Genomic DNA, 23,160 nt, shown 5'->3' on the forward strand with positions numbered 1-23,160 from the left:
GGCCATGTCCCCCGAAACGGTTTCGATTGCCCGGCTGAACGCGGCCGGGGCCAGCGGCGACGACAAGGTGGTCGAGGGCCCGCTCCAGGGCTACCACCACGAGACGTACGTCTTCCCGCTGGCCGGCGAGGCGGCGCGGCGGCATCCGGGGCGGTGGAAGTGCCGGGAGCCCCGCGACGGGCTGCTCTGGTTCGACCGGCGCTGCTTCGCCTCGGAGGAGCGCCTGCTCACCGCGCTCGGCGACCGGGTGCCGCGCGTCCCCGGCCTGGTGGAGGTCGGCGGGATGCGGCTGATGCGGTTCATCGAGGGGGCCACCCTCGGCACGCTCCACCCCTCCGGCACCGAGGTGCCGGAGGGCCTGTGCCGTCAGATCACCGAGCTGTTCGGCAGGCTGGCCGCCATCGGGCCGGACGACGTCCCCGCCGAGCGGCGCTGCGCTGCCGAGGACCGCCCCGCGGACGGCGACAGCGACGGCTTCCTGGAACGGCTCGTCCACTTCACCGAGCACCGCGTCTACCGACGCAACCTCGACCGCTTCGAGCTTCTCTTCGCCGAACTCGGCCTCACCGAGAACTCGTTCAAGCATCTGCGCGCGCACGTGCACGGCCTGTCCCGGCGTCCCTTCTGCCTCCTCCACGCCGACCTGCACCGCGAGAACTTCGTCGTCGACCCGGTCGACCGGCTCTGGACCATCGACTGGGAACTGGCCATGGTCGGCGACCCCCTGTACGACCTGGCCACCCACCTCCATCTCATGCGCTATCCGGCCGCCCAGTCCCGCGAGGTCGCCGCCCGCTGGCACACGGCCGTCCGCGCCGTCCGCGCGCCGAGCGTGCGCGGCTGGGCGGACGACCTCACGCCTCTGCTCGCCTACAAGCGGGCCCAGTCCGTCTTCACGGACGTCATCCGCTCGGCCCTGGCGCTGGAGGACCCCGCAGCTCCACCGCCCGCCGTCCTCGCGGTGAAGCTGCGGGAGATCCTGGCGAGAGGCGCGCGACCGCTGGGCGTGACGGAGGTCCCGGACGCGGGGCGGGTGGCGGCGGCGCTGAAGCGCTGGCACCGGGCGCAGGAGGGCGGGCGGGCGGTGGACGGCCGATGCTGAGGAGTGATGCTGCTCTTTCTCGACATGCACGGTCCGCTCGTCCCCTTCGGCGCCCCCGACGGCACCTGTCCGGTGTTCGAACGGGCTGGTGACACGGGTGGGCATCCGCTGCTGGGGCGGGTCGATCCCCGGCTCGGCGCCGAGCTGCCGCCGCTCGGATGTGAGCTGGTGTGGGCGTCGACCTGGATGGACGACGCGAACCCGGTGGTCGGGCCGTGGCTGGGGCTGCCGGTGGTGCCGTGGCCGGACGAGGACGAGCCGCCCGCGCTGATCCACTGGACCACGGGCTCACCCCGGTCGACTTCACCGCCCTGCCGGCGTGGCTGAGCGGGAACCCGCCGGACCGACCCTCAGGCGGCCGACCGCTCCCCGGCCCACCGGCGCCGCAGATGAGCCTCGGTGATCGCGGGCGGGGCGTACGTATTGTCGAGGGCGCCCACGTCCGTACCGGGCGGGACGAGCGCGTCGACGCGGTCCAGGATCTCGTCGGACAGCGTGACCTTGTCCCCCGCGAGCAGGTCGTCGAGCTGCTCCATCGTGCGCGGGCCGATGATCGCGGAGGTGACGCCGGGGTGGCTGATCACGAAGGCCAGCGCGAGGTGCGTCAGCGAGACACCGGCATCCTCGGCGACCGGGATGAGCCGTTCCACGGTGTCCAGCCGCCGCTCGTCGCGCAGGTGCCGGAAGCCGTAGGTGGAGCGGTGGGTGTCGGCCGGCCGGTCCTTGCGGTAGCGCCCGGTGAGCATGCCTCCGGCCAGCGGGCTGTAGATCAGCGTCCCCATCCCGTACCGCTCGCACACCGGCAGCACCTCGCGTTCGGCGCCCCGGTTGAGCAGGGAGTACGTCGGCTGCTCGGTACGGAACCGCTGGAGCCGGTGGTGTTCGGCGACCCACTGGGCCTCGACGATGTCGGAGGCCGGGTAGCTGGAGGTGCCGATCGCGCGGACCTTGCCCGCGCGCACCAGGTCGGTGAGGGCGGAGAGGGTCTCCTCGGTGTCGGTGTCCGGGTCGGGCCGGTGGATCTGGAAGAGGTCCACGTGGTCCGTGCCGAGCCGGCGCAGCGAGTCGTCCAGCGCCCGGGTCAGCCAACGCCGTGACGTGCCTTGCATGTTGGGGTCGGCGCCGCCGGAGTTCATGGGCAGCCGCGCCTTGGTGGCGAGCACGACGGAGTCCCGCCGCCCCTTCAGCGCCTTGCCGACGATCTCCTCCGACTCCCCGTACGAGTACATGTCGGCGGTGTCGATGAAGTTGATCCCGGCGTCCAGCGCTTTGTGGATCATGCGTACGGAGTCGTCGTGGTCGGGGTTGCCGATGGCGCCGAACATCATCGCGCCCAGGCAGTAGGGGCTGACCTTCATGCCGGTCCGGCCCAGCGTGCGGTACTTCATGAGTCTCCTCCAACCCGCGGTGGCCAGGGCCTGCCGCGGCGCGCTACGCTCACGAAAACGGAACGGTGTTCCGAGAAGAACGATACGGAACACTGTTCCGGTTAGCAAGTGGAGGTCTGGCATGAGGGGAGAGCCGGCATGACCGGAGCGGAGCCGTCCCGCCCGCGCCTGAGGGCCGACGCGCGGCGCAGCATCGACACGCTGCTGACGGCCGCCGCCGAGGTGTTCGCCGAGTCCGGCGTGGATGCGCCCGTACGGCAGATCACGGCTCGCGCGGGCGTCGGCGCGGGCACCCTGTACCGGCACTTCCCGCAGCGCTCCGACCTCATCGCGGCCGTCTTCCGCCATGAGGTCGACGCCTGCGCCGACACCGCGCCGGCACTCGCCGCCGACCACACCCCCGTGGAGGCTCTGCGCCTGTGGCTCCTCCGCTTCACCCACTTCATCGCCACCAAGCGCGGCCTCAGCGCCGCCCTCCACTCCGGCGACCCGGCCTACGACAGCCTCCCGTCGTACTTCCAGCTCCGTCTGGTACCGGCGCTGGAGTCCCTGCTCCTGGCGGCGGCCGATGCGGGCGAGGTGCGCGCGGACATCGACCCGAACGATCTTCTGCGGGCCGTCGCCAACCTGACCCTCCCGGCGCAGGACGACGACGGGCACACGGGGCGGATGGTGGGGCTGCTGCTCGACGGGCTGCGGTACGGGAGTGCGGGCGCGGCCGGGAAGTGATCTGCGGCCCGGGCGGGAGGAGCGCCCCGTGAGCCGGGCCGCCAGGCCGTGGGCGTCCTTGCGCACGCGCTCCGGCCGGCCGCCGCCTGGCGCTGCCGGTGCTGCGCCGGGTGTGACTCTCGCGGTGACGGGCAGCCGAGACGGGGTGATACCAGCCGAAACCCTCCCCTCACGCCCCGGTCGCAACACTTTTGCAAGCAGGGTGCTTGCAAAAGTTAGCGAAGGTGGGCATGGTGGAGGCATGGCATCGCTCAACGTCGGCAATCTCGGTGAGTATCTGCGCGAGCAGCGGCGCAACGCCCAGCTCTCGCTGCGGCAGCTCGCCGATGCCGCCGGGGTGTCGAATCCGTACCTGAGCCAGATCGAGCGCGGGCTGCGCAAGCCCAGCGCGGAGGTGCTGCAGCAGGTCGCCAAGGCGCTGCGGATCTCCGCCGAGACGCTGTACGTCCGCGCGGGCATCCTCGACGCCGAGCGGGACCGGGACGAGGTCGAGACGCGTGCCGTCATCCTCGCCGACCCCTCGCTCGACGAACGGCAGAAGCAGGTCCTGCTCCAGATCTACGAGTCCTTCCGCAAGGAGAACGGACTCGGCGGCGAAGGCCCCGTACGACCCGAGGAGTCCGAGGGTACGGAAGCGCAGCCCAGCGACACACCCGGCAGTGATGCCGGTCCGCGGCGGACGGCCGGATGAAGCCGGACCAGGGCTCCGGCCACCGCACGCGGACCACACCGACCTCAGCCGAACGCGAATCCGGGAGGACCTTCACCATGGCCATCACCGACGACCTGCGCAAGACCTTCAGCGACCCGACTCCGCTCTACTTCGCCGCCGGTACCGCCGATCTCGCCATCCGGCAGGTCCGGAAGGTGCCCTCGCTGGTCGAGCAGCTCCGCGCCCAGGCCCCGGCCCGGATCGAGCAGGTCCGCGCGACCGACCCCAAGGTCGTCCAGGAGCGGGCCACCGCCCGCGCCAAGGAGGCGCAGGAGACCATCCAGACCAGGGTCAACGGCCTCATCGGCAACCTCGACGTCGACCTGAAGAAGGTCGGCGAGCAGGCCCAGGACCTCGCCCTGCGCGGTGTCGGCGTGGCCGCCGAGTACGCCGTCAAGGCGCGCGAGGCGTACGAGAAGGTCGCCGAGCACGGCGAGCAGGCCGTGCGGACCTGGCGCGGCGACGCCGCCGAGGAGATCGAGGAGCTCGCCATCGCCGTCGAGGGCCAGCCCCAGCCGGGTGTGATCAAGGAGACCCCGAAGCCGGCCGCCGGTGCCGCCGGTCCGGCCGTCGCCAAGCCCGCCCCGGCCGCCGAGAAGAAGCCGGACGCGAAGAAGCCGGCTCCGGCCGCCGCCCGCAAGGCTCCTCAGGCGAAGAAGCCGACCCCGCCGGCCAAGTGACCGCGGACGGTGTGAGACGTACGGGCCGGGCACCATCGGGGTGCCCGCCCGGCCCGTTCTGCGGGTAGCGTGACGGCAGCGACTGAGAAGGCGAGGAGCGGTGGGCGACATGCTGATGCTGGGCTTCCAGGGGTTCATGGGGATCCTGAAGATCGTCCTCATGGCCCTGGCCGCGTTCGGACTCCTGGACGCGGCCTTCCGGCGTGAGGACGCGTTCCGCGCGGCGGACAAGCAGACCAAGGTCTTCTGGCTGATCATCCTGGGCATCGCCCTCGCGGTCAGCTCCCTCTTCTCGATCCTGTCCATCCTCCCGGCCGCGGGCGCCGTCGCCAGCATCGTCTACCTCGTCGACGTCCGCCCCGCCGTCAAAGCCCTCACCGGCGGCAGCCGTGGCGGCTGGGGCCGGGGCAAGGGCCGGGGCGGCAGCAGCAGCGACGGCCCGTACGGCCCGTACAACGGCGGCCGCTGACGGCTCCGCCGGTTCGGCCCGAGCCGGTCCCCGGTCCAAGGGGTGCCGCCCCACGGCCGACTGCGTGTGCCCGCGCCGGTGCCCCGGCCGGACGGGGACGAGCGCCGCGCGCCGGCCGGTGAGCCGGGCGGCGCGCGGCGCTCGTCCCGGCCGCGGGGCCCGTGTCGGGTGTCGGGGTGGGGCGGCGAGTGCCAGCCCCTGCCCGCGTCGGTCCGCTACGACACCCGGTCCAGGAGGACCACCGCTACGTCGTCCGTCAGTTCGTCGCCGTTCAGGCGGCGCACCTCGCTGACCGCGGCCCGCAGGAGCTCCTCGCCGCGCAGGCCCTCCGAGAGCTGGCGGTGGATCATGTCGAGCATGCCGTCCTGGCCGAGGCGGGGGCCGCCGGGGGAGGTGCGGCCTTCTATGAGGCCGTCGGTGTAGAGCATGAGGCTCCACTCGGCGCCCAGCTCGACCTGGGTGCGGGGCCAGCGGGCGCCGGGCAGGAGCCCGAGGGCGGGGCCGTTGTTGTCGAAGGGGAGCAGGCGGGGGACCGGTGTCGCGCCGGGGCGGATCAGCAGCGGGGCCGGGTGCCCGGCCAGGCAGAGGCCCGCGCGGCGGCCGTCGGGTGCGATGTCCACCGTGCAGAGGGTCGCGAAGATCTCCTCGTCCGAGCGCTCGTGCTCCAGCACCTCCTGCAGCGTGCCGAGCAGCTCGTCCCCGCACAGCCCCGCCAGGGTCAGCGCCCGCCAGGCGATCCGCAGCTCCACGCCGAGCGCGGCCTCGTCCGGGCCGTGGCCGCAGACGTCGCCGATCATGGCGTGCACGGTGCCGTCCGGGGTGCGGACCGCGTCGTAGAAGTCGCCGCCGAGCAGCGCGCGCGAGCGGCCGGGGCGGTAGCGCGCGGCGAACCGCAGCGCGGCGCCCTCCAGCAGCGGCGTCGGCAGCAGCCCGCGCTCCAGGCGCCGGTTCTCCTGCGCGCGCAGCCTGCCCTCCGCCAGCCGCCGCTCGGCGGTGTCGGAACGCTTGCGCTCCACGGCGTACCGGATGGCGCGGCTCAGCAGCCGGCTGTCCAGTTCGTCGCGGAAGAGGTAGTCCTGGGCGCCTACGCGCACGGCCTCCGCGCCGCGCTCGGCGTCGCCGGAGGCGGTCAGCGCGATCACCGCGTGCCGCGGTGCCAGCTCCAGCACCTGACGCAGCACGGCCAGCTCGGCGCCGTCCTCGGCGTCGGCGCAGCCGGCGGCCGGGAGGGCGAGGTCGAGCAGGATGCAGTTCACGTCGGGCGTGAGCAGCCGCCCCGCCTCGGTGAGGTTGCGGGCGGTACGTACGCGGATCGGCCGGCCGGCCGAGTCCCGCATCTCGGGGACGAGCGCGCCGGACGGGTCGTCCTCGACGAGGAGCACGGTGAGTGCCGCGCCGAGGGCAGCGGTGTCGCGGTGCGCCTCCTCGGTGAGGGCTACGGCCGAGACCTGCGCCGGACCGCGTTCGGCGGCCGGGACTGCTCTCTGCCGCGGTACGGGTACGGACATGTCCTGGATTCCTTCCCTCCCCCCGGGGGCACGGCGGCGCCGAGGGTCCTCGTAACGCCGTCGGGTGACCCTAGCGGCATCGGCCGCCCCGGCGGAATGGGGCGCGCGGCGTGCGAATCGCGCAGACCGCTGTCATATGCCCTGACCCGTAAGGTAGTTGGGCTGTGCGACCGGGGGCTCGGGATGACGAAGCTCACGTGGTTCCCGCTCTCCCGCGTGCCGTTGGTCACAGGGCGGGGCAGAACGGTGCGGGGTGTGGTGCCGGTCACGCGTCGGGGCGTACGACCCCCAGGATCGGCATGGTGCCCGCGCCCGCGACCGTGACCGTGCGGCCGGGTCGGGGGGCGTGGATTATTTTGCCGTCGCCCACGTACATCCCGACGTGGGTGGCGTCGGCGAAGTAGATGACGAGGTCGCCGGGGCGCATCTCCGTCACGTCCACGTGCGGGAGCTGCTTCCACTGCTCCTGCGAGGTGCGCGGGATCGGGGTGCCGGCGTCGGCCCACGCCTGCGAGGTCAGGCCGGAGCAGTCGAAGGAGTCGGGACCCTCGGCCCCCCAGACGTAGGGCTTGCCGAGCTGGGCGTAGGCGAAGGCGACGGCCTCGGCCCCGGCGGAGGTGGCGGCGGCGGTCGCGGTGCCGGCCTCCTTCTTCAGGACACCGGTGTCGAGCCATGCGCTCTGCGCCTTGCGGGCGGCCTGCCGCTCCAGCTCGGCCAGCCTCTCCTTCTCCTTCTTCTCCAGCCGCGACTCGAGCTTCTCGGCTTCCTTGATCCGCACCTTGATCGTCTTCTGGGCGGCGGCCTTGTCCTTGCGGTCCCGCTCCAGCCTCTTCCAGCGCGCGGCCGCGTCGGCGGTGTCCCGCTTCAGCTCCCGCTCGACGCGAGCGGTCTCGGCGATCAGCTTCCTGGTGGCCCGCGCGCCGTTCAGCAGGGTGCCGGCGCCGTCCGCGAAGCGCTCCGGATCGTCACTGAGCAGGAAGCGCGCCATCGGCGGCATCCCGCTGTCCCGGTACTGGGCCCGCGCGGCGGCGCCCGCCTGGTCCTTCAGTTCGGCCAGTTTCCCCCGGGCCGTGTCCGTGCGCTTCTCCAGTCGGGCGAGCTGCACGGACTGCTTGCGTGTCTTCTCCTCGGCCGCGTTGTAGGCGTCGGTGGCGACGGCCGCGTCGCGGTACAGCCCGTCGAGGCGGGCGCGGACCCTCTCCAGCTCGGCGTCGGGGACGGGGGCGGGCGTGGCGGCGGGTGCGGGCGTGGCGGCGGGTGCGGGGGTGGCGCTCGCCCGGGGTGCGGGGGAGGGGTCGGCGGGTCCGAGCGGTGCCGACGCGAACGCCGTGCCCGGCACCGCCAGTACGGTCACCGCGCAGACCACGGTCACGGCGGCGGCGAGCAGCCCGTGCTTGCCCCTGGCCATAACAGTCCCCCCAAACTGATTTACCGTCAGTAACTTACGGTCCGTCCGCAGGATGGTGCCACGATCCGGTGCGAAGTGACAGAGGTCGTACGAAGTCGTGCGTCCCCCGGCGCCCCGCGCCTCCCCCGCGATCTTCACGCCCGTCCGACGTACCGGAACCGGAGATCGTTCCCCTCCTGTCCCGGATTCCGTGCGATTCCCTCGAACAGGTGAACCAGTGTCAGCGGGGTGCCAACGCCGCCCACGCCAGGGTCACTTCGCCCTGCCGCCAGCGCGCGGGGCCGTCCGTCACCGGCCAGTCGGCCGCGAGGTCCCGGACCGTGCGCAGCCAGCGCTGGCGGGCGCCGTAGGAGGCGTAGGGCGCGGCGGCGGCCCAGGCGCGGTCGAAGTCGCGCAGGAAGGCGTGCACCGGCTCGCCCGGCACGTTGCGGTGGATCAGTGCCTTCGGCAGCCGTTCGGCCAGGTCGGAGGGGCGTTCCAGGGAGCCGAGCCGAGTGGCGAAGGTGACCGTGCGCGGCCCCTCGGGGCCGAGCGCGACCCAGACGTGCCGCCGTCCGATCTCGTCGCAGGTGCCCTCGACCAGCAGCCCCCCGCGCGAGCCGTCGCCCGCCGGTGCCAGCCGCGCGCACAGCCCCCGCCACACGGCGGCGACCTGCTCCTCGTCGTACTGCCTCAGCACGTTGGCGGCCCGGATCAGCAGCGGCCGGCCGGGCACCGGGACCTCGAAGCCGCCGTGCCGGAAGGCGAGCCCCTCGCGCTCGTACGGTCTCGCCGCCGCCACCCGCTCCGGTTCGATCTCGACGCCGACCACGCGCGCGTGCGGGGCGACGGTGCGCAGCCTGCCGAGCAGTTCGACGGCGGTCCAGGGCGCGGCCCCGTAACCGAGGTCGACGGCCAGCGGGTCGGCCGCGCGCAGCAGTTCGGCGCCGTGCGTGGCCGCGATCCAGCGGTCCATGCGGCGCAGGCGGTTGGGGTTGGTCGTCCCGCGCGTCACCGTGCCTACGGGGCGGGTCGTGCGGGATGCCATGTCTACGAGGGTAAGCGGGCGGAGTGAGCACCCTCGGTCGAACGGTTGAGCGGGTGCGGGTCATGATTGGGTAAAAACGCTTGATCGGGAAATGGGAAGAACCCCCTCCGCTGTTGCACCCCACGGAGGACTCGGACGGTCCACCGGCAGGCGTGCCCGAGCGAGGAGGAAGCCCAGTGAGCCAGTACGTCAGCAGGCTCGGGCGTCGCTCCCCCGCAACCGCCCCCCGGCTGAGACTGCACCGCAGGCCACGCCGGGTCGCCATGCTCTCCGTGCACACCTCGCCGCTGCACCAGCCCGGCACCGGCGACGCGGGCGGCATGAACGTCTACATCGTGGAGCTGGCCCAGCGGCTGGCCGCCCTCAACATCGAGGTCGAGATCTTCACGCGGGCCACCTCCAAAGACCTCGCCCCCAAGGTCGAACTGGCCCCCGGCGTCCTCGTCCGGCACGTCGACGCGGGCCCCTACGAGGGCCTGGCCAAGGAGGAGCTGCCCGCCCAGCTCTGCGCCTTCACCCACGGTGTCATGCAGGCATGGGCCGGCCACCGTCCCGGCCACTACGACCTCGTCCACTCCCACTACTGGCTCTCCGGCCACGTCGGCTGGCTCGCCGCCCAGCGCTGGGGCGTCCCCCTGGTGCACGCCATGCACACCATGGCCAAGGTCAAGAACGCCAGCCTGGCCACCGGCGACACCCCCGAGCCCGCCGCCCGTGTCATCGGCGAGACCCAGATCGTCTCCGCGGCCCGCCGCCTCATCGCCAACACCGCCGAGGAGGCCGCGGAACTGGTCCGGCACTACGACGCCGACCCCGCGAAGGTCGCCGTCGTCCACCCCGGCGTGAACCTCGACCGCTTCCGCCCCCTCGACGGCCGCGCCGCCGCCCGCGCCCGCCTCGGCCTGCCCCAGGACGCGCTCATACCGCTCTTCGCGGGCCGTATACAGCCGCTCAAGGCCCCCGACGTGCTGCTCCGCGCCGTCGCCCACCTGCTCAGCGAGCGTCCCGAACTGCGCCGGAACATCGTCGTCCCCGTGGTCGGCGGCCCCAGCGGCAGCGGACTCGCCAGACCGGAGGGGCTCCACAAGCTCGCCGCGCGGCTCGGCATCGCGGACGTCGTGCGGTTCCGGCCACCGGTCGGACAGGAGCAGCTCGCGGACTGGTTCCGGGCCGCGTCCGTGCTGGTCATGCCGTCCTACAACGAGTCCTTCGGGCTCGTCGCCATCGAGGCGCAGGCGGCCGGCACGCCGGTGCTGGCCGCCTCGGTCGGCGGCCTCCCGGTGGCCGTGCGCGACGAAGTGAGCGGATTCCTCGTCCAGGGCCACGACCCCGCCGACTACGCGCGCGTGCTGCGCCGCTTCGCCGACGACCCCGGTCTGTCCGACCGCATGGGCGCGGCCGCCGCCCGGCACGCCCTCGGCTTCGGCTGGGAGACCTCCGCCTCCGCCACCGCCGACGTGTACGCGGCCGCGACCCAGTCCCACCGCCGTCGCGTACGCTCGCAGCATGGCTGACACCGAGGCGACGGAACGGGCCGCGCGCACCCTCGAGGACGCGCTCAAGGACGCCGAACTGGAGTGGGAGAACCCCGAACCGGGCTCCTACGTGGTCAAGCTCCCCGGCACCGCGAAGCTCTCCACCACCGTCTCGCTGCTGGTGGGCCGCCACACCCTCTCCGTCAACGCGTTCGTCATCCGGCATCCCGACGAGAACGAGGCGGGCGTCCACCGCTGGCTCCTGGAGCGCAACCTCAAGCTGTACGGCGTGAGTTACGCGGTCGACCGGCTCGGCGACGTCTACGTCACCGCCCGCCTCCCGCTCGCCGCCGTCACCCCCGAAGAGGTCGACCGGCTGCTCGGCCAGATCCTCGAAGCGGCCGACGGCGCCTTCAACACCCTGCTGGAACTGGGCTACGCCTCAGCGATCCGCCGCGAACACGCATGGCGGGTCTCGCGCGGGGAGTCCACCCGCAACCTGGACGCCTTCACGCATCTGCTCGACCGCGACTGAACCCGGTTCAGGCGCCGTCGCGGTAACGGCCCGGTGTGACCCCGGCCGACTTCTCGAAGTGCCGGGTCAGACGGGCCTGGTCGTAGAAACCGGACGCCACCGCCACCTCGCCGGGCGCCGGCCCGTCCAGCAGCCGCCGCCTGGCCCGGCCGGCCCGGCGCGAGGTCGGGTACCGGTGCGGCGCGATGCCGTACGCCCTTACCAGGTGGGCGGGATGGGCGTGCAGCAGTGCGGACGCCTCGGTGAGGGTGAGGCCGTCGGGGAGGTGCTCGTCGAGGAGTTCACGCAGTCGGCGGGCCAACAGCGGCTCGGAGCCAGGCGGTTCGGGATCACGGCGATGCAGATGGTCCCTGAGGCGCCCTTCGAGGAGGACGAGCCCGCTCTCCACGGCCAGTTCGTCGCCGGGGCTCGCGAGCGCCCGGTGCAGCCGGCCCACGTGCGCGCGCAGTCCCCGGGCGGCCCGCGCCGGCCGGGGGCCTGGACGCCGCCCGCTCCCGCGACGGCGGTCCCCTGCGCCGAGTGCCTCCGCGCTCCCGGCGGGCGGTCCCCGCGGGTCAGGCCGCCTTCTCCACGGCGGGCCGGGTCGCCGCCGGAGCCGGCGCGCCCGCCACCTCCGCCTCCTCCGCCGGCAGTCCCCGCATGAGCAGCGCGTACCCCAGCCCCGCCACCGTGCCGATGACCGCGCAGGCGCCCCAGAGCCAGGCGGCGCCCAGGTGGTCGATGACCGTGCCGGACATCAGGGGCCCCACCAGGGCGGCCACGGACCAGGAGAGGCTGAAGACGCCCTGGTAGCGGCCGCGGCCGTGGACGGGGGAGAGGCGGACGACGAGGCCGGTCTGGGTCGGCGCGTTGACGATCTCCGCGAGCGTCCACACGCAGACGGTGAGCGCGAAGACGGCCAGCGACCCGGCGAAGGCGGTGAGCCCGAAGCCGTAGCCCGCGAGCAGCGAGGAGACGATCAGCAGGCGGCGCGGGTCGCGGTGCTCGATGAAGCGGGTGACCGGGATCTGCAGGACGACGATCAGGACGCCGTTGACGGCGATGGCGGTGCCGTAGCCGGCGGGGGAGAAGCCGGCCTGGCCCATGGCGACCGGCAGGCCGACCGCCCCCTGCATGAAGACGAGGGCGACGAGGAAGGACAGGCCGACGACCGCCATGTAGCGCCGGTCGCGCAGCACCGTACCGAGGCCCGTCTCCGGTTCCCCGGCATCCTCGGCGACGGGCGCGGGCCGGGACTCGGGCAGCTTGAGGAAGACGAGGATCGCGCAGGCCAGCGTCATCCCGGCCTCGATGAGGAACCCGGCGCGATAGCTGAACCCGGCGATGAAACCGGCGGCGACGGAGGAGACCGCGAAGCCGAGGTTGAGCGCCCAGTAGTTCAGCGAGAAGGCCCGTACGCGGTCCTCGGGCCGCACGATGTCCGCCATCATCGCCTGCACCGCGGGCCGGGAGGCGTTGCCGGCGGCGCCGACCAGGAAGGCGACGGCCGCGATGGCGACCGGATCGCGCATGAATCCGAGCAGCGCGACGGAGACGGCGGTGCCGACCTGCGCGACCAGCAGGGTGGGCCGTCGGCCCACCCGGTCCGCCATCACGCCGGCGCCGAGCGAGGAGACGACCCCGCCGAGGCCGTGCAGGGCGGCGACCAGGCCCGCGAAGGAGGCGGAGTAGCCGCGGTCGAGAGTGAGGTAGAGCGCCATGAAGGTGGCCACGAACGCGCCGAGCCGGTTGACCAGCGTGCTGACCCACAGCCACCAGAAGGCACGGGGGAGCCCGGAGACGGTGGACCGGGCGGCGGCGATCAGCCGGCCCGGTACGGCGGTGGACATGATGGGACCCCCCGGTAAGTGGCACGTGCGGTGAGTGGAACTTACTCGCACGGGGCCTTCGGTGGCCACTCGATTAGCCGGAAGCCGTCAACCGTCGGCGGCGCGGCGACCCGTCCTGGGGGTGGATTACGCTCTGAGGCATGGCCGACGCACCGTACAAGCTGATCCTCCTCCGCCACGGCGAGAGCGAGTGGAACGCGAAGAACCTGTTCACCGGCTGGGTGGACGTCAACCTCAACGAGAAGGGCGAGAAGGAGGCGGTACGCGGTGGCGAGCTGCTGAAGGACGCCGGTCTCCTGCCCGACGTGGTCCACACGTCCCTGCAGAAGCGCGCGATCCGCACGGCCCAGCTCTCGCTGGAGGCCGCGGACCGCCTCTGGATCCCGGTCAACCGGAGCTGGCGCCTGAACGAGCGCCACTACGGCGCCCTCCAGGGCAAGAACAAGGCGGAGACGCTGGCCGAGTTCGGCGAGGAGCAGTTCATGCTCTGGCGCCGCTCCTACGACACCCCGCCGCCGCCGCTCCCCCGCGACGCGGAGTACTCCCAGTTCAACGACGCCCGCTACGCGGACCTCCCTCCGGAGCTGCGCCCCCAGACGGAGTGCCTCAAGGACGTCGTCGTCCGCATGCTTCCCTACTGGTACGACGACATCGTCCCCGACCTCATCGACGGCAGGACGGTCCTGGTCGCCGCCCACGGCAACAGCCTCCGCGCCCTCGTCAAGCACCTCGACGGCATCTCGGACGAGGACATCGCGGGCCTGAACATCCCGACCGGCATCCCGCTGTACTACGAACTCGACGCCGACTTCAAGCCGGTCACCCCCGGCGGCAAGTACCTCGACCCGGAGGCGGCCAAGGCCGCGATCGAGGCCGTGAAGAACCAGGGCAAGAAGAAGTAGGGTTTGTGATCATGCCCCCCACCTGCGCATATGGCGCGGGGCGGGGGCATTTTCACGGCCTGGGCCCTGGGTGGGACCTCAGTGCAGTGGGTCCTGCGCCGGTCGGAGTGCCTGGCTGAGAGCTTTCCGGGCCCGTTCGCGGCTGCTCGGCATGAGGTGTGCGTACACCTTCAACGTGAGTCCCGGATCAGAGTGTCCGAGGTACTCGCTGACGGCCTTGATGCTCTCGCCAGCGTCCAGCAGCACCGATGCGTAGAAGTGCCGTAGCGCGTGCATGCCGTGTTCGCGCGCGGCGGTGTGCTCCCGGCTTTTCGCCTTGGGGATGACGCCCACGGACGCCAGAGCGGGCTTCCAGTGGTCCTCATTAAGCGAGGTGCGCCAGACGTGACCGCCGTTGGGCCCGGTGAAGATCAGGCGCTTGGTCACGGGCCGGCCGTTCGCCCGCATCCAAGGCAGTGTGATCTCAACGGGTGGAAACCGCTTGATGTGCTCTTGGAGCTCTTCCGCCACGGGATCGGGCAGAGGCACGTCACGGAGCTTGCCACCCTTCGGAGGCGCGAACACGGCCTTGCTCAGGCTGAGCTTGAGCTGCTGCACCACGTGCAGGGTGCCGCTGTCGAAGTCCAGCTCATCCACGGACAGCCCGAGGATCTCGCCTTGTCGTAGGCCACAGCCGGCGCCCACGTCCACCATGGGCCGGAAGCGTTCGACCATCGCTGCCCGCATTGCGAAGACGCGTCCAGGCTCCCAGGGGACGACCCTGCGCGTGCCCATTTCGGGGAGCGTCACCGTGCGGGAGTTGCACGGGTTCCTGCGAAGGTAGCCGTCCTCGACGGCGGCGGAGAGGACGGCACGGACGTTGGAGAAGATCACACGGGCGTAGGCGCCGGACATGCCGGACGCTTCGAGCTGCGTCACGAACTCCCGGATGTGGCTTGGCTGGAAGGACCCCAGAGGCCGCGAACCGATGCGGGGGAAGGCGTGCAGCTTGAGCTGAGACTGCATCGAAGCGCGGGTGTTCGGGTCTCCGCTCTGGCTCGCAAGCCAGGGTTCAGCGAACTCCTGAAACGATGTCCGGGACGCGCTCGGGTCGATGTAGTCGCCCCGAGCCACGTCCGCTGTGACCTTGCTCAGCCACTGCTCAGCGAGCCGCTTTTGTCCGTCGGGGAAGGACTTGCCCCTGCGCTTACCGTCGGGGGCGAAGTAGCGGGCGCGGTAACGCAGGCCGGTCCCGTGACGCTCGGTCTTGACGCGGATGGTCTTGCCGTTTGCGTCGGTCTCGGTCTTGTACCAGCGGTCTTGGATGCTGCCTGCCATAGGAGGCAAGGTCCCTTCTCGGCATGGATCAGGGGTGGCCGCTCAACGGCCACCCCTGGCGGTGTGCGGAGTCGCGTCAGGCCGCGACGCGGTCGACGTTCTTGAGTTGGGCGACGTACGCCCCCACTTCGGTGGGGTCGTAGCGGACGTGCTTGCCGACGCGGAAGCCGGGAGGACCGGTGCGCTTCCTGCGCCACTGGTAGACGGTTTCGAGGGGGACGCGGAAGATCTCGGCGATGTCGTCGGGAGTGAGGTACCGGTCGGGCAAGCCGCTGCGGAGGGTGGCGCGGGGGTCGGGTTGAGCGGAAGGGGTTCGGCTCATGGGGTCCTCAGAGGTTGAGTCGCATGCGCTTCGGGGGGTCTCGGATTCCGTGTGTGTCCGAGGTTCGGATTTCTGCGTCACCGCGTCACCTGCGTCATCCGGGCTGCTGACCTGCGGGTTTCCGGTGACGCAGAGAGGCCGGGGTGCGTCATCGGTGACGCAGGCTGTGCGTCACCGATGACGCAGGTGACGCGGGGTGACGCAGACTTTCCGGCTCTGCGTCACCCCTGTATGCGCAGGTCAAGTGCCGTCTCCCGGCCTCTGGTGACGCAGGTGACGCAGCGTTCCCCACTTAGGAAAAGAGAGGGGGGTGTCTGTGATGGTGCGGCGCGGCTCAGAGCATGAAGAAGGAGCCGCTTCGCGGCGCGTCTATCGCAGGGCGGCGCTGCCGCCGAACTGCAAGAGGAGCACGCCTGGCCGGTGGTGCTCCTCTTGCTCGTACGGCGGTGCCGCTCAGAGCGTCTGCTGGTTGTGCGGGGATGTGGCGAGGGCGCGGGTCATTTCGAGGTAGCGGCCCTCTTTGGTGCGGCCGGAGTCGATGAGGACGCCGCGTGCGGCCAGGGTCGGCTGGAGGCGCTTGAGCCGGTCGGAGAGGACTTTCCCGGTGGTGGGCCAGCCCTTGGGCAGGGGACGGCAGTCGTCGCCGCTGTAGAGGACGCTGAGGCAGTGCAGCCACTCCGTGGAGGTCATCCGCTGCTCGGCGCCCGGCGTGAGGGTGTCGGCGTGCCGGAGGACGGTCTGTGCGAGTAGGTCGCCCTCGATCACGTCATCGTTGAGGTCGTCCAGGCTGGCCCGGTAGGCGGCGAGGGCCCCGAGGCTGGTTGCGGCGTCGAGCTGCGCGCACAGGTGGGCGAAGTCCGCCATCCGTAGATCTGTGGGCGTCTCCGCCTCGACCGCGCGCACCTTCACCGTGAGATCGAGCAGCGAGCCGAGGACGACGGGCAGAGCTTCCGCGTACTCCGCCCACAGTTCCGCCTCGGTGCGCCGGACCGTCGGCCGTTCCAGGCGCAGGGGCAGGAGTCGTTCCGCGAGGTCGGGCCGGATGACTCCAACGTCGATGCCGGTCAGGAGCAAGGGGCGGCGGTAGCGGGCGCGGAAGACGTCGCCGTCGGTGAATAGGGCGCGTTTGACGTTTTCCGCGCCGGTGACGATGCAGCACATGGCGTCGGACAGGTCCGGCGTCATGTGGGAGAGGTTGTCCAGGGCGGTGACCCACCCGGCGGCCACCGCCGCGATCAGGTTCTCCTCATCCTTCGGGGCCCGGCGCAGGTCGCCGGTCATCCCCTCGATGATCCGCACGAGCATCCGGCCCCCGGTGGACTTGCCCGCGCCCTGCGGGCCGGTGAGAAACGGGGCGGGGACGGGGACGGAGGGGCCGAGGCAGCCGATGAGCCAGGCGATGGCCAGGCATTCGGTCTCGGCGGTGGCGAAATTGCACAACCTCAGCAGCAGGTCGATGCCCTTGCCGTCGGTGTCCTTAGCCGGAAGGGGCAGTTCGCCGGTGAGCTGGGTGCGCCGCCAGCACACCTCACGCGGGTCCGGGATGGCGATGTCCCAGCCGGTGGGATGGATGCGCACGGACTGCCCGTCGGCGCGGCCCAGGTCCAGCCACGTAGCCCCGTTGAATCCGGGGGCCACGCGGATGTGGACCGCCTGCACGTCCTCGGTCAGCGCGAGCGCCTCGATCAAGTCCAACGCCTCCTTGAGAGCGGTCCCGTTGAACACGCCAAGTCCGTCGCGGTACAGGCCGACCATGAGTTCCTGCCGGTGGCTGCCCGTGGTGCCCTGGGAGCGGATCGGCCGCGCGACGGGGTGGCCATTGCGCTGCGCGTACACAGTGCCGTCGGCGGTGCGGAAGTACCGGAAGTGCGCTTGCGCGTAGTCGGTGATGACTTCGCGGCCGGGGTTCTTCTCGTCGTCGGACATGGTCACAGTCCCAACGTGGTCAGGGCGTTGGTCCACGCCTCGGTGCAGTGCCGGGGCGATTCGCCTTTGGCCTGTGCTGCGGTGAACAGGCGGGCGGTGTGTGTCTCGGTGAGGCAGCCGCACCGGCCGTGCGTGGACAGCACCGCGAGGAACGTCCGGTAGACGGTGGCGTGCACCGTGCTGCGGGCCTCGGTGATGCGCTGCTCCGCCATGGTGATGCCACGTTCCAGGTAGGCGGGCGTGCGGTGCGGGCACTCTCCCTGCCCGCTCCTGAGAGGTGCTGTGGGCGCCTGTGGCGCCCTGCGGACCATGGGCGACTCCTTCGCTGCCAGTGCGCGAACCGCGTCCGGGAGAGCGGCCATGGAGCCGGTGCCGGGACCAAGCCAACGGGCGTAAGCCATTGCGGATTTGATGTCGACGCCGGGGCGGACGGCGTTCACGGACCGCATGGTGCCCTGGTAGATCCAGTGCTCCCCCCGCGTCGTCGGCACGGTGCGGGTGGCGGGCAGGCTCGCACGGGCCCAGGCCACGGCCGCCGCGTCGTCCAGGTCGACCACAGTCAAGCCAGCGCCACCGGGGTGGTAGGCGACGGCGGCGGCCCGGCGCCACGCGGCCAGCCACGGCGGGGAGGTGAGGACGTGCGGGTCGGTGGTGGCGGCGGCCCACGCGTGGCAGACACCGGGGCACTGGCAGGGGCCGGGAGTCTTCATGTTCGGCCGGCCGCCGCACGCGTTGGCCGTGCAGACGGGGCAGTTACCGAACGGCACCTTGCCCGCCCGCAGCGGCATGGGTGGAATGCCGTGTGCGGCCAGCGTGAGCGCGGTGTTCAGCAGGCGCGGCCGTTGGCCGGGCACTCGCCGGATGGGGGCGGGTTGGGTCATGCTGGATGTCTCCAGTTCGATTGGAGCGTGCTGGATGGACAAGGGCGACCCCGGTTTCTTTGGCGAGAGCAGGGGTCGCCCTTGGCGTTGCTAGCGGTGGAAGTGGTTGCGCTTGATCACGGCCTTGCGGATGTTCACCGTGGTCCCGCCGCCGCTGTGGCAGCCGACGGCGAGGACCTGGACAGCGATGAACCCGCCGAACAGAACCGCCGCCAGCGTGATGAGCTGGGTGATCAGAGCCGTCAGGGCGGTGATGAAGGTGGTGAGCAGCAGCAGTCCGCCGCACACGGCGAGGAACCCGACGCCCCCAAGGGCGCCGTTCACCGCCGCCCGCGACACGACCGGCTTGGCCGTGGCCGGCTCCGGCTGAACGGGGCTCACGGCGTAGCCGGTGATGATCCGACCGTCCGGGAGGACGACGCTCGCCACGGTGGGGACGGTGGCCGGCTGCACTGGAACGACCGGCGTCAGGGCGATGTGAGCGGGGGTGAGCGGGGTGGGCTGGTGGACCTCGACGGCCCGCTGTGCGGGCGCGTGCGGGGTGTTCTGGGGGTGCATGTGGAATCCCTTCCGGTGCTCGGTCAGGGAGGCGGAACCACCCCCTTGGAGGGTGGCTGTGGAGGGGGTGGCAGAGGTGCTGACCTGCATGCCTCCCTGACTCCCTGAACGATCATTTATGCAGGTCAGGTGCAGGGAGGTGGGTCAGGGAGGCGGTGAGGGAGTTCTCCCTGCCTCCCTGACCCGTGAGGGCTGGGCTCCCTGCCGTCAGGCGCCGGAAGCGGAACCTGTGTCGTCGCGGTGGGCGAGGGCGCGGGTGATCTGGTCGCGGCCGACGACCATGCGGCCGTCGGACTTGTAGGGCTCGGCGCCGGTGCCGTCCAGGACGCGGGTGAGGTCGCCGGGCGACCAGTCCCCGTACGCGTCCGCGTCCAGCGCGGAGAGACGCTTGATCACGTCCTGCGTCCGTAGGCGGGGGGCGTCTGCGATGACGGCGGCGATGTCCGCGAGCGGGTCACGCTCCTGGCCCCGCTCGATCAGGGTGAGGGTGGTGACTCCGTCGCGCAGCGCCTTGGCGCGGCGGGCGATGGCTTCGGCGTCCTCGGTGCTGATGTAGTGCGTGCGCACGGTGATGGAAGACTGGCCCTTGGGGATGTCGATCCCGTCGGAGGCGACGACAAGTGTTCCCTTGTCCAGGCCGGGGCGCAGGAGGTTGGGGGCGGCGCCGCCGTCGACGGCCTTGTCCCCCAGGGCCATGCGGGCCTGGGACTCGGTGCCCAGCGCGAGGGAGGCGCGGGTGTGCGCGCCCTCCCGAACGAGCTTGGGAAGGTTCTGGTCGGTGGGGTCCTGCGTGCCCTGCCACAGCAGCACGTTGACTGCCCGACCCTGATTGTGGATCTTCCGCGCTGCCATGAAGTAGCGGGAGGTGGCGCTGGAGCCGCCGTAGGGCCGCTTCTCCGTGTCCTTGAGCGGGCACATGAACGCCACCTGCGCCTCGTCCACCACCACGACCAGCAGCGGGAACACCGTGCCGGGCGGTGCCTGGAGACGGTGGTTCATCTCCTCGACCGCGTCCTCCAGCATCTCCGTGACCTGGATGACGTGGTCGTCGGTCGGGCCCTGGATAAGCCGGGTGGCGATGCCGTCGAACATGGCCCAGTCGCCGGCGCCCTTTAGGTCACCCATCCAGAACTCCACCGACCGGTCCAGCGCCAGCCACAGCGCGAGCGCCCGCAACGCGGCGGTCTTGCCCTGGTTCGACAGACCTGTGATGAGCAGGTGCCGCTGGTACAGGCTGATCTGCGCAGCGTCCCCGCGCAGATCCTGCCCCCACGGGGCCTTTCCCTTGGCGTAGTCGGCGGTCAGGGTCTCGTCGGTGACCAGCGGAGACGGGCCGATCGGCTCATCCAGCGCACCGGAGTCGGCCACCCACAGCCGGACCGTGCGCGCCGCCGGCGGCAGAGTGATGAACACTTCGTGCTCGTGCCGGGACAGGTTCTCCGCCAGCTTCCGGCGACGCTGCTGCACCTCGGCCGTAGACACCCCCGAAGGGAGCGTCACGTCGACCTCGACCCCGCACCCTGCGATCACGATCGGAGACAGCATCGACGCGCCGGCGTCGCCCATCTCCTTGATGGCGTTGCGCAGAGCCGGGACGCCGAGGTCGCGCAGGGCCTTGACCACGATGGACGGGGTGATGGGCTCGCCCTCACCGTTGCGCACCCGGTCCGGGAGCGCCCACGCCGGTGCGGCCTGCTGCTTGCTCCCAACCGCCCACAGCGCCAGCAGCGCCAGGAACGGGGCGAGTGAGACGGCCGGTCCCCAGACGACTTGGACGATGGTGACCATCAGGTTGATGAACTTGATGACCGCCATGACGGGGGTGACGACCTCGGTGGCGTCCTTGGTGGCGATTGCCATGGCGATGCCGATGAGGACGAGTCCGCCAATGCCCATGCCGGTGGTGACGGCGGCGCCCTTGGCCGCGTCGAGCGGGGAGTGCAGGAGGTCCATGCGGCGGCGGTGGCGGGCGTCGCGGAAGCGCTGCCCGCGCTCCTCCCACTCCGCCGCCGCCTCGAAGTTCCCCGCGGCTTCAGCGGTACGCATGTAGCGCTCGTAGCGGGCGGCCGTCCGCCCGTCCCACGCCCGCTTCGCTACGATCCGGACCCCGCCGACGACGTACAGACCGTGCCGGACCACCGTGCGAGCAGTCGTCCGTGTGGCGTCGTGCGTAGCGGCGGTACGGATGGCCCGGCCGGACCGGACCCACAGCGGGACGGGCTTGGCCGGGGCAGGGTCAGGGACCACGGTGAGGGTGGTCACGGGGGCCGGGTCGGTGGGCGGTGCGGGGTTCTTGTGCAGAGAGACGACGTTCTCTGTCATGACGAGACGACTCCTGACACCCCTTCAGGGGCGGAAGGCTGAGTGGGGTGGGGGTCAGAACCAGCCGGTGGACTTCTTCACGGCCTTGGCCTTGGCGTTCTCTCGGACGATCTGCGCCCGCTCCAACTGCATGGCGGCGATCTCCGCGACCAGTCGGGTCTCCGCGCTCTGCCAGGCGGTGTCGAGCCGCTGCTCCGCACGGCCCGTACTGCGGCCACGGGTGACGCGGTAGGAACCGGAGACGGCGGCGCCGAGGACGGCGCGGCGCTCGCGGCCGTCGAGCGGCCACAGCTCGCGGTTGCGGACCGCGTCGAGCTTGCGGGTCGCCTGCTGGATCTCCCGATCCAGACGGCGGGTGTCGGGCTTGCCCATCACGCACTCCTTGCGGTGGTGGAAGGGGAGTCGCAGGGCACGCAGGTGCCGAGCGAAGAGGGGATGACGTAGCCCGCATCCGTGCCGCACTGCGGGCAGATCCGGCGGGCGCGGTTGGCCTTGGCCAGCGACGCCCGCCGGCCCGGCGTCATGGGCCGGACGGGCTTGGCCAGGTCGACGCGGTAGAGGTAGGCGACCAGCGGGCCGCGTCGGCTGCGGGGGCGTTCGAGCTGGGCGGCCACGTCCTGGCCGCCGGGCCGGAGCCCGACGGCACGGAGCTGACGACGCGTGGCGTAGCCGTCCGGGGCCAGCCGCCACCGGTAGACCGGCAGCGCGGCCATCAGACGACGCGCTTCCAGGCCGCGCGGAGGCGGACCTCGGACGCGGCGTGACCGCTCGCCCGGAACCGGGCCGCCATCTCGCGGTACGACAGGGCGGGGTCCTCGCTGTGCCGAATCTGGTCGACCACCGCGTCCAGCGCGTCATCACTGAGCGCGGGCGCCGACTCCAGCGCCGGCACCGGCTCCGACGGCCCCCACACCGGCAGATCCCAATGGGCTGTGACGCCGGGCGTGACGGGCCGCGTCACGCTGGTCAACGCCCGCCCGGTGTCCTCACCATCCCGCGCGCTTTCGAGCGTCGACCACGCCCGCGAGAGGGTCTGCGCGGTCTTCGCCTGGACACGTGCGACGCGGGCACCGGCCTCCGTCACGGCCGTCAGCCGCGTCTCCTCCGTGGACGCCTCCGCCCGCAGCCGGGCGCGGGCCACGGCCGCTTCATCGCGGGCCTCCTGCCGGATACCCCGGATCGCCCCCAGCGCGGCCGGGGTCAATGCGGTGCGTTCCCACAGGCCGTGGACCAGCCACAGTGCCTTGGCGGCGATGGGCAGCCATGCGACGGCCAGCCACGCGCCTGCCGACGACTCGGCGGTGAGGGCGTGGGCGATGAGGACGCCGGCGGCCAGCAGTCCGAAGCACCAGCCGACGACGGTGACCGGGGTGCTGTGGTCGCCCTGCGCGGCGAGACGGCGTTCGTAGGCGAGGGTGGCCAGCCAGCCGCCGTCGATCCCGAGACCGACGACCAGCGCGACCGGCCACGGCACCGCCCGGCCCAGCCACATCATGACCACCGCGAGGGTGAGGATCATGGACACCGCCGTCATGGCGACGGCGGGAAGAACGGTCTTGACCTTCACGCCGCACCACCCGGAAGGCTCGCACCGGCGGCCGTCAGGTTGAGCAGGGCGACGCGGGCGGCCAGCGCCCGGCGCCGGGCCCGGCGGATGCGGCGGGCGTCCAGCTCGGTCGGGGTGCGGTCCAGGGTGGCGATGTGCGCGTCCAGCAGATCAACGTCCGCCAGGATGACGGGCATCTCACGCTCAATCGCGTCCAGCTCCGCGCTGGTCGGCTCCATGAAGTCCTCGAACGCCGTAACAGCGTCCTGAACAGTAACGATGTGGCTCATTGGGTCTGGTTCCTCTCATACAGGAACGGCCCGAACAGCGGCCCCGGTGTTCCCGCACCGGGGTCGCGCGCCGTTGAAGTCGGTAGATCCGGCTCCCCTCAGCGCCACTCGTACGAGACGAGCAGCGGAGGCAACCGACCGCCGCGCTAATGCGGCGGAAGTCGAAGATGCGCGGGCCTGAGCCGCGCCGGACGCCTTTCGACGGGAGGTGACGGCCCGTACTGCGCGATATGG

General features: G+C 71.9%; 23 protein-coding genes and 2 pseudogenes. 9 read left to right on the top strand and 16 right to left on the bottom strand.

Features of this window, described 5'->3' with window-relative positions:
• Window positions 1-4 precede the first annotated feature (4 nt).
• Both ACWCV3_RS00295 and ACWCV3_RS00300 read left to right on the top strand, forming a co-directional pair.
• The gene (locus ACWCV3_RS00295; protein ID WP_451216024.1) at window positions 5-1,102 is read left to right on the top strand and encodes an aminoglycoside phosphotransferase family protein; all 1,098 of its coding nucleotides are present in this window, start codon (window positions 5-7) and stop codon (window positions 1,100-1,102) included.
• A 6-nt stretch (window positions 1,103-1,108) separates the two neighbouring features.
• Window positions 1,109-1,387, top strand: a pseudogene (locus ACWCV3_RS00300) (hypothetical protein); the annotation flags it as partial.
• Window positions 1,388-1,452: 65 nt separating this feature from the next.
• Here the strand turns inward: ACWCV3_RS00300 and ACWCV3_RS00305 are convergent.
• Window positions 1,453-2,490 (bottom strand): aldo/keto reductase, encoded by a 1,038-nt coding sequence (locus tag ACWCV3_RS00305; protein ID WP_451216027.1) that lies wholly within the window; start codon window positions 2,488-2,490, stop codon window positions 1,453-1,455.
• Window positions 2,491-2,628: 138 nt separating this feature from the next.
• Between ACWCV3_RS00305 and ACWCV3_RS00310 the strand changes: the two genes are divergently transcribed.
• The 4 genes from ACWCV3_RS00310 to ACWCV3_RS00325 all read left to right on the top strand — a co-directional run bounded on the left by ACWCV3_RS00310 (window position 2,629) and on the right by ACWCV3_RS00325 (window position 5,080).
• The gene (locus ACWCV3_RS00310) at window positions 2,629-3,219 is read left to right on the top strand and encodes a TetR/AcrR family transcriptional regulator (RefSeq protein ID WP_451216030.1); all 591 of its coding nucleotides are present in this window, start codon (window positions 2,629-2,631) and stop codon (window positions 3,217-3,219) included.
• A gap of 241 nt (window positions 3,220-3,460) precedes the next feature.
• Window positions 3,461-3,910 (top strand): helix-turn-helix domain-containing protein, encoded by a 450-nt coding sequence (locus tag ACWCV3_RS00315; RefSeq protein ID WP_451216033.1) that lies wholly within the window; start codon window positions 3,461-3,463, stop codon window positions 3,908-3,910.
• A gap of 77 nt (window positions 3,911-3,987) precedes the next feature.
• Window positions 3,988-4,611: a hypothetical protein gene (locus tag ACWCV3_RS00320; protein WP_451216035.1), complete on the top strand. Its 624-nt coding sequence runs from the start codon at window positions 3,988-3,990 to the stop codon at window positions 4,609-4,611.
• Between the two features lie 109 nt (window positions 4,612-4,720).
• Window positions 4,721-5,080: a DUF2516 family protein gene (locus ACWCV3_RS00325; RefSeq protein ID WP_451216759.1), complete on the top strand. Its 360-nt coding sequence runs from the start codon at window positions 4,721-4,723 to the stop codon at window positions 5,078-5,080.
• A 215-nt stretch (window positions 5,081-5,295) separates the two neighbouring features.
• Here the strand turns inward: ACWCV3_RS00325 and ACWCV3_RS00330 are convergent, their stop codons facing one another.
• The 3 genes from ACWCV3_RS00330 to ACWCV3_RS00340 all read right to left on the bottom strand — a co-directional run bounded on the left by ACWCV3_RS00330 (window position 5,296) and on the right by ACWCV3_RS00340 (window position 9,023).
• Complete coding sequence (locus ACWCV3_RS00330; protein WP_451216038.1) at window positions 5,296-6,588, bottom strand: PP2C family protein-serine/threonine phosphatase; 1,293 nt, start codon at window positions 6,586-6,588, stop codon at window positions 5,296-5,298.
• Window positions 6,589-6,853: 265 nt separating this feature from the next.
• Window positions 6,854-7,996: an NlpC/P60 family protein gene (locus ACWCV3_RS00335; protein WP_451216041.1), complete on the bottom strand. Its 1,143-nt coding sequence runs from the start codon at window positions 7,994-7,996 to the stop codon at window positions 6,854-6,856.
• Between the two features lie 220 nt (window positions 7,997-8,216).
• Window positions 8,217-9,023 (bottom strand): class I SAM-dependent methyltransferase, encoded by an 807-nt coding sequence (locus ACWCV3_RS00340; protein ID WP_451216044.1) that lies wholly within the window; start codon window positions 9,021-9,023, stop codon window positions 8,217-8,219.
• 176 nt (window positions 9,024-9,199) lie between these two features.
• Here ACWCV3_RS00340 and mshA point away from each other — a divergent pair, with 176 nt between their 5' ends.
• Both mshA and ACWCV3_RS00350 read left to right on the top strand, forming a co-directional pair.
• Entirely contained in the window at window positions 9,200-10,537 is a 1,338-nt protein-coding gene (gene mshA, locus ACWCV3_RS00345; RefSeq protein ID WP_451216047.1) for a D-inositol-3-phosphate glycosyltransferase, read from the top strand.
• Window positions 10,530-11,033: a type III secretion system chaperone family protein gene (locus tag ACWCV3_RS00350; protein WP_391299409.1), complete on the top strand. Its 504-nt coding sequence runs from the start codon at window positions 10,530-10,532 to the stop codon at window positions 11,031-11,033. The genes mshA and ACWCV3_RS00350 overlap by 8 nt, the downstream gene beginning before the upstream one ends.
• A 7-nt stretch (window positions 11,034-11,040) precedes the next feature.
• On the opposite strand, the pseudogene ACWCV3_RS00355 reads toward ACWCV3_RS00350, so the two are convergent.
• Both ACWCV3_RS00355 and ACWCV3_RS00360 read right to left on the bottom strand, forming a co-directional pair.
• A pseudogene (locus ACWCV3_RS00355) lies at window positions 11,041-11,505 on the bottom strand (helix-turn-helix domain-containing protein); the annotation flags it as partial.
• A gap of 82 nt (window positions 11,506-11,587) precedes the next feature.
• Entirely contained in the window at window positions 11,588-12,862 is a 1,275-nt protein-coding gene (locus tag ACWCV3_RS00360) for an MDR family MFS transporter (protein ID WP_451216051.1), read from the bottom strand.
• 140 nt (window positions 12,863-13,002) lie between these two features.
• On the opposite strand from ACWCV3_RS00360, the gene ACWCV3_RS00365 reads away from it, so the two are divergent.
• A complete protein-coding gene (locus tag ACWCV3_RS00365) occupies window positions 13,003-13,764 on the top strand; it encodes a phosphoglyceromutase (RefSeq protein WP_451216054.1) in 762 nt (253 codons plus the stop codon).
• 78 nt (window positions 13,765-13,842) lie between these two features.
• Here ACWCV3_RS00365 and ACWCV3_RS00370 read toward each other — a convergent pair whose 3' ends face one another.
• The 10 genes from ACWCV3_RS00370 to ACWCV3_RS00415 form a co-directional block, all read right to left on the bottom strand.
• Window positions 13,843-15,081, bottom strand: a complete 1,239-nt coding sequence (locus ACWCV3_RS00370) for a tyrosine-type recombinase/integrase (protein ID WP_451216057.1) — start codon at window positions 15,079-15,081, stop codon at window positions 13,843-13,845.
• A 76-nt stretch (window positions 15,082-15,157) separates the two neighbouring features.
• Entirely contained in the window at window positions 15,158-15,403 is a 246-nt protein-coding gene (locus ACWCV3_RS00375) for a helix-turn-helix domain-containing protein (protein WP_451216060.1), read from the bottom strand.
• Between the two features lie 453 nt (window positions 15,404-15,856).
• Entirely contained in the window at window positions 15,857-17,329 is a 1,473-nt protein-coding gene (locus ACWCV3_RS00380; protein ID WP_451216761.1) for an ATP-binding protein, read from the bottom strand.
• Window positions 17,330-17,331: 2 nt separating this feature from the next.
• On the bottom strand, window positions 17,332-18,210 hold the full coding sequence (locus ACWCV3_RS00385; protein ID WP_451216063.1) for a DNA primase: 879 nt from the start codon (window positions 18,208-18,210) through the stop codon (window positions 17,332-17,334).
• 90 nt (window positions 18,211-18,300) lie between these two features.
• Window positions 18,301-18,768, bottom strand: a complete 468-nt coding sequence (locus ACWCV3_RS00390; protein WP_451216066.1) for a hypothetical protein — start codon at window positions 18,766-18,768, stop codon at window positions 18,301-18,303.
• A 207-nt stretch (window positions 18,769-18,975) separates the two neighbouring features.
• The gene (locus ACWCV3_RS00395) at window positions 18,976-21,090 is read right to left on the bottom strand and encodes an ATP-binding protein (RefSeq protein ID WP_451216069.1); all 2,115 of its coding nucleotides are present in this window, start codon (window positions 21,088-21,090) and stop codon (window positions 18,976-18,978) included.
• A 54-nt stretch (window positions 21,091-21,144) separates the two neighbouring features.
• Window positions 21,145-21,462: a hypothetical protein gene (locus tag ACWCV3_RS00400; RefSeq protein WP_451216072.1), complete on the bottom strand. Its 318-nt coding sequence runs from the start codon at window positions 21,460-21,462 to the stop codon at window positions 21,145-21,147.
• Entirely contained in the window at window positions 21,462-21,803 is a 342-nt protein-coding gene (locus tag ACWCV3_RS00405) for an RRQRL motif-containing zinc-binding protein (protein WP_451216075.1), read from the bottom strand. The genes ACWCV3_RS00400 and ACWCV3_RS00405 overlap by 1 nt, the downstream gene beginning before the upstream one ends.
• Window positions 21,803-22,657 carry a protein spdB gene (locus ACWCV3_RS00410; protein WP_451216078.1) on the bottom strand — a complete coding sequence of 285 codons (855 nt, stop codon included), beginning with the start codon at window positions 22,655-22,657 and terminating at the stop codon, window positions 21,803-21,805. Before ACWCV3_RS00410 ends, ACWCV3_RS00405 begins: the two co-directional genes overlap by 1 nt.
• The gene (locus tag ACWCV3_RS00415; protein ID WP_451216081.1) at window positions 22,654-22,926 is read right to left on the bottom strand and encodes a DUF6284 family protein; all 273 of its coding nucleotides are present in this window, start codon (window positions 22,924-22,926) and stop codon (window positions 22,654-22,656) included. The genes ACWCV3_RS00410 and ACWCV3_RS00415 overlap by 4 nt, the downstream gene beginning before the upstream one ends.
• Between the last annotated feature and the right edge of the window lie 234 nt (window positions 22,927-23,160).

The sequence above is a fragment of the Streptomyces sp. NPDC001781 genome, assembly GCF_053596035.1.

Coding starts and splice junctions, on each gene's coding strand:
- ACWCV3_RS00295 (WP_451216024.1), top strand. CDS start 5: ATGTCCCCCGAAACGGTTTCGATTGCCCGGCTGAACGCGGCCGGGGCC.
- ACWCV3_RS00305 (WP_451216027.1), bottom strand. CDS start 2,490: ATGAAGTACCGCACGCTGGGCCGGACCGGCATGAAGGTCAGCCCCTAC.
- ACWCV3_RS00310 (WP_451216030.1), top strand. CDS start 2,629: ATGACCGGAGCGGAGCCGTCCCGCCCGCGCCTGAGGGCCGACGCGCGG.
- ACWCV3_RS00315 (WP_451216033.1), top strand. CDS start 3,461: ATGGCATCGCTCAACGTCGGCAATCTCGGTGAGTATCTGCGCGAGCAG.
- ACWCV3_RS00320 (WP_451216035.1), top strand. CDS start 3,988: ATGGCCATCACCGACGACCTGCGCAAGACCTTCAGCGACCCGACTCCG.
- ACWCV3_RS00325 (WP_451216759.1), top strand. CDS start 4,721: ATGCTGATGCTGGGCTTCCAGGGGTTCATGGGGATCCTGAAGATCGTC.
- ACWCV3_RS00330 (WP_451216038.1), bottom strand. CDS start 6,588: ATGTCCGTACCCGTACCGCGGCAGAGAGCAGTCCCGGCCGCCGAACGC.
- ACWCV3_RS00335 (WP_451216041.1), bottom strand. CDS start 7,996: ATGGCCAGGGGCAAGCACGGGCTGCTCGCCGCCGCCGTGACCGTGGTC.
- ACWCV3_RS00340 (WP_451216044.1), bottom strand. CDS start 9,023: ATGGCATCCCGCACGACCCGCCCCGTAGGCACGGTGACGCGCGGGACG.
- ACWCV3_RS00350 (WP_391299409.1), top strand. CDS start 10,530: ATGGCTGACACCGAGGCGACGGAACGGGCCGCGCGCACCCTCGAGGAC.
- ACWCV3_RS00360 (WP_451216051.1), bottom strand. CDS start 12,862: ATGTCCACCGCCGTACCGGGCCGGCTGATCGCCGCCGCCCGGTCCACC.
- ACWCV3_RS00365 (WP_451216054.1), top strand. CDS start 13,003: ATGGCCGACGCACCGTACAAGCTGATCCTCCTCCGCCACGGCGAGAGC.
- ACWCV3_RS00370 (WP_451216057.1), bottom strand. CDS start 15,081: ATGGCAGGCAGCATCCAAGACCGCTGGTACAAGACCGAGACCGACGCA.
- ACWCV3_RS00375 (WP_451216060.1), bottom strand. CDS start 15,403: ATGAGCCGAACCCCTTCCGCTCAACCCGACCCCCGCGCCACCCTCCGC.
- ACWCV3_RS00380 (WP_451216761.1), bottom strand. CDS start 17,329: ATGTCCGACGACGAGAAGAACCCCGGCCGCGAAGTCATCACCGACTAC.
- ACWCV3_RS00385 (WP_451216063.1), bottom strand. CDS start 18,210: ATGACCCAACCCGCCCCCATCCGGCGAGTGCCCGGCCAACGGCCGCGC.
- ACWCV3_RS00390 (WP_451216066.1), bottom strand. CDS start 18,768: ATGCACCCCCAGAACACCCCGCACGCGCCCGCACAGCGGGCCGTCGAG.
- ACWCV3_RS00395 (WP_451216069.1), bottom strand. CDS start 21,090: ATGACAGAGAACGTCGTCTCTCTGCACAAGAACCCCGCACCGCCCACC.
- ACWCV3_RS00400 (WP_451216072.1), bottom strand. CDS start 21,462: ATGGGCAAGCCCGACACCCGCCGTCTGGATCGGGAGATCCAGCAGGCG.
- ACWCV3_RS00405 (WP_451216075.1), bottom strand. CDS start 21,803: ATGGCCGCGCTGCCGGTCTACCGGTGGCGGCTGGCCCCGGACGGCTAC.
- ACWCV3_RS00415 (WP_451216081.1), bottom strand. CDS start 22,926: ATGAGCCACATCGTTACTGTTCAGGACGCTGTTACGGCGTTCGAGGAC.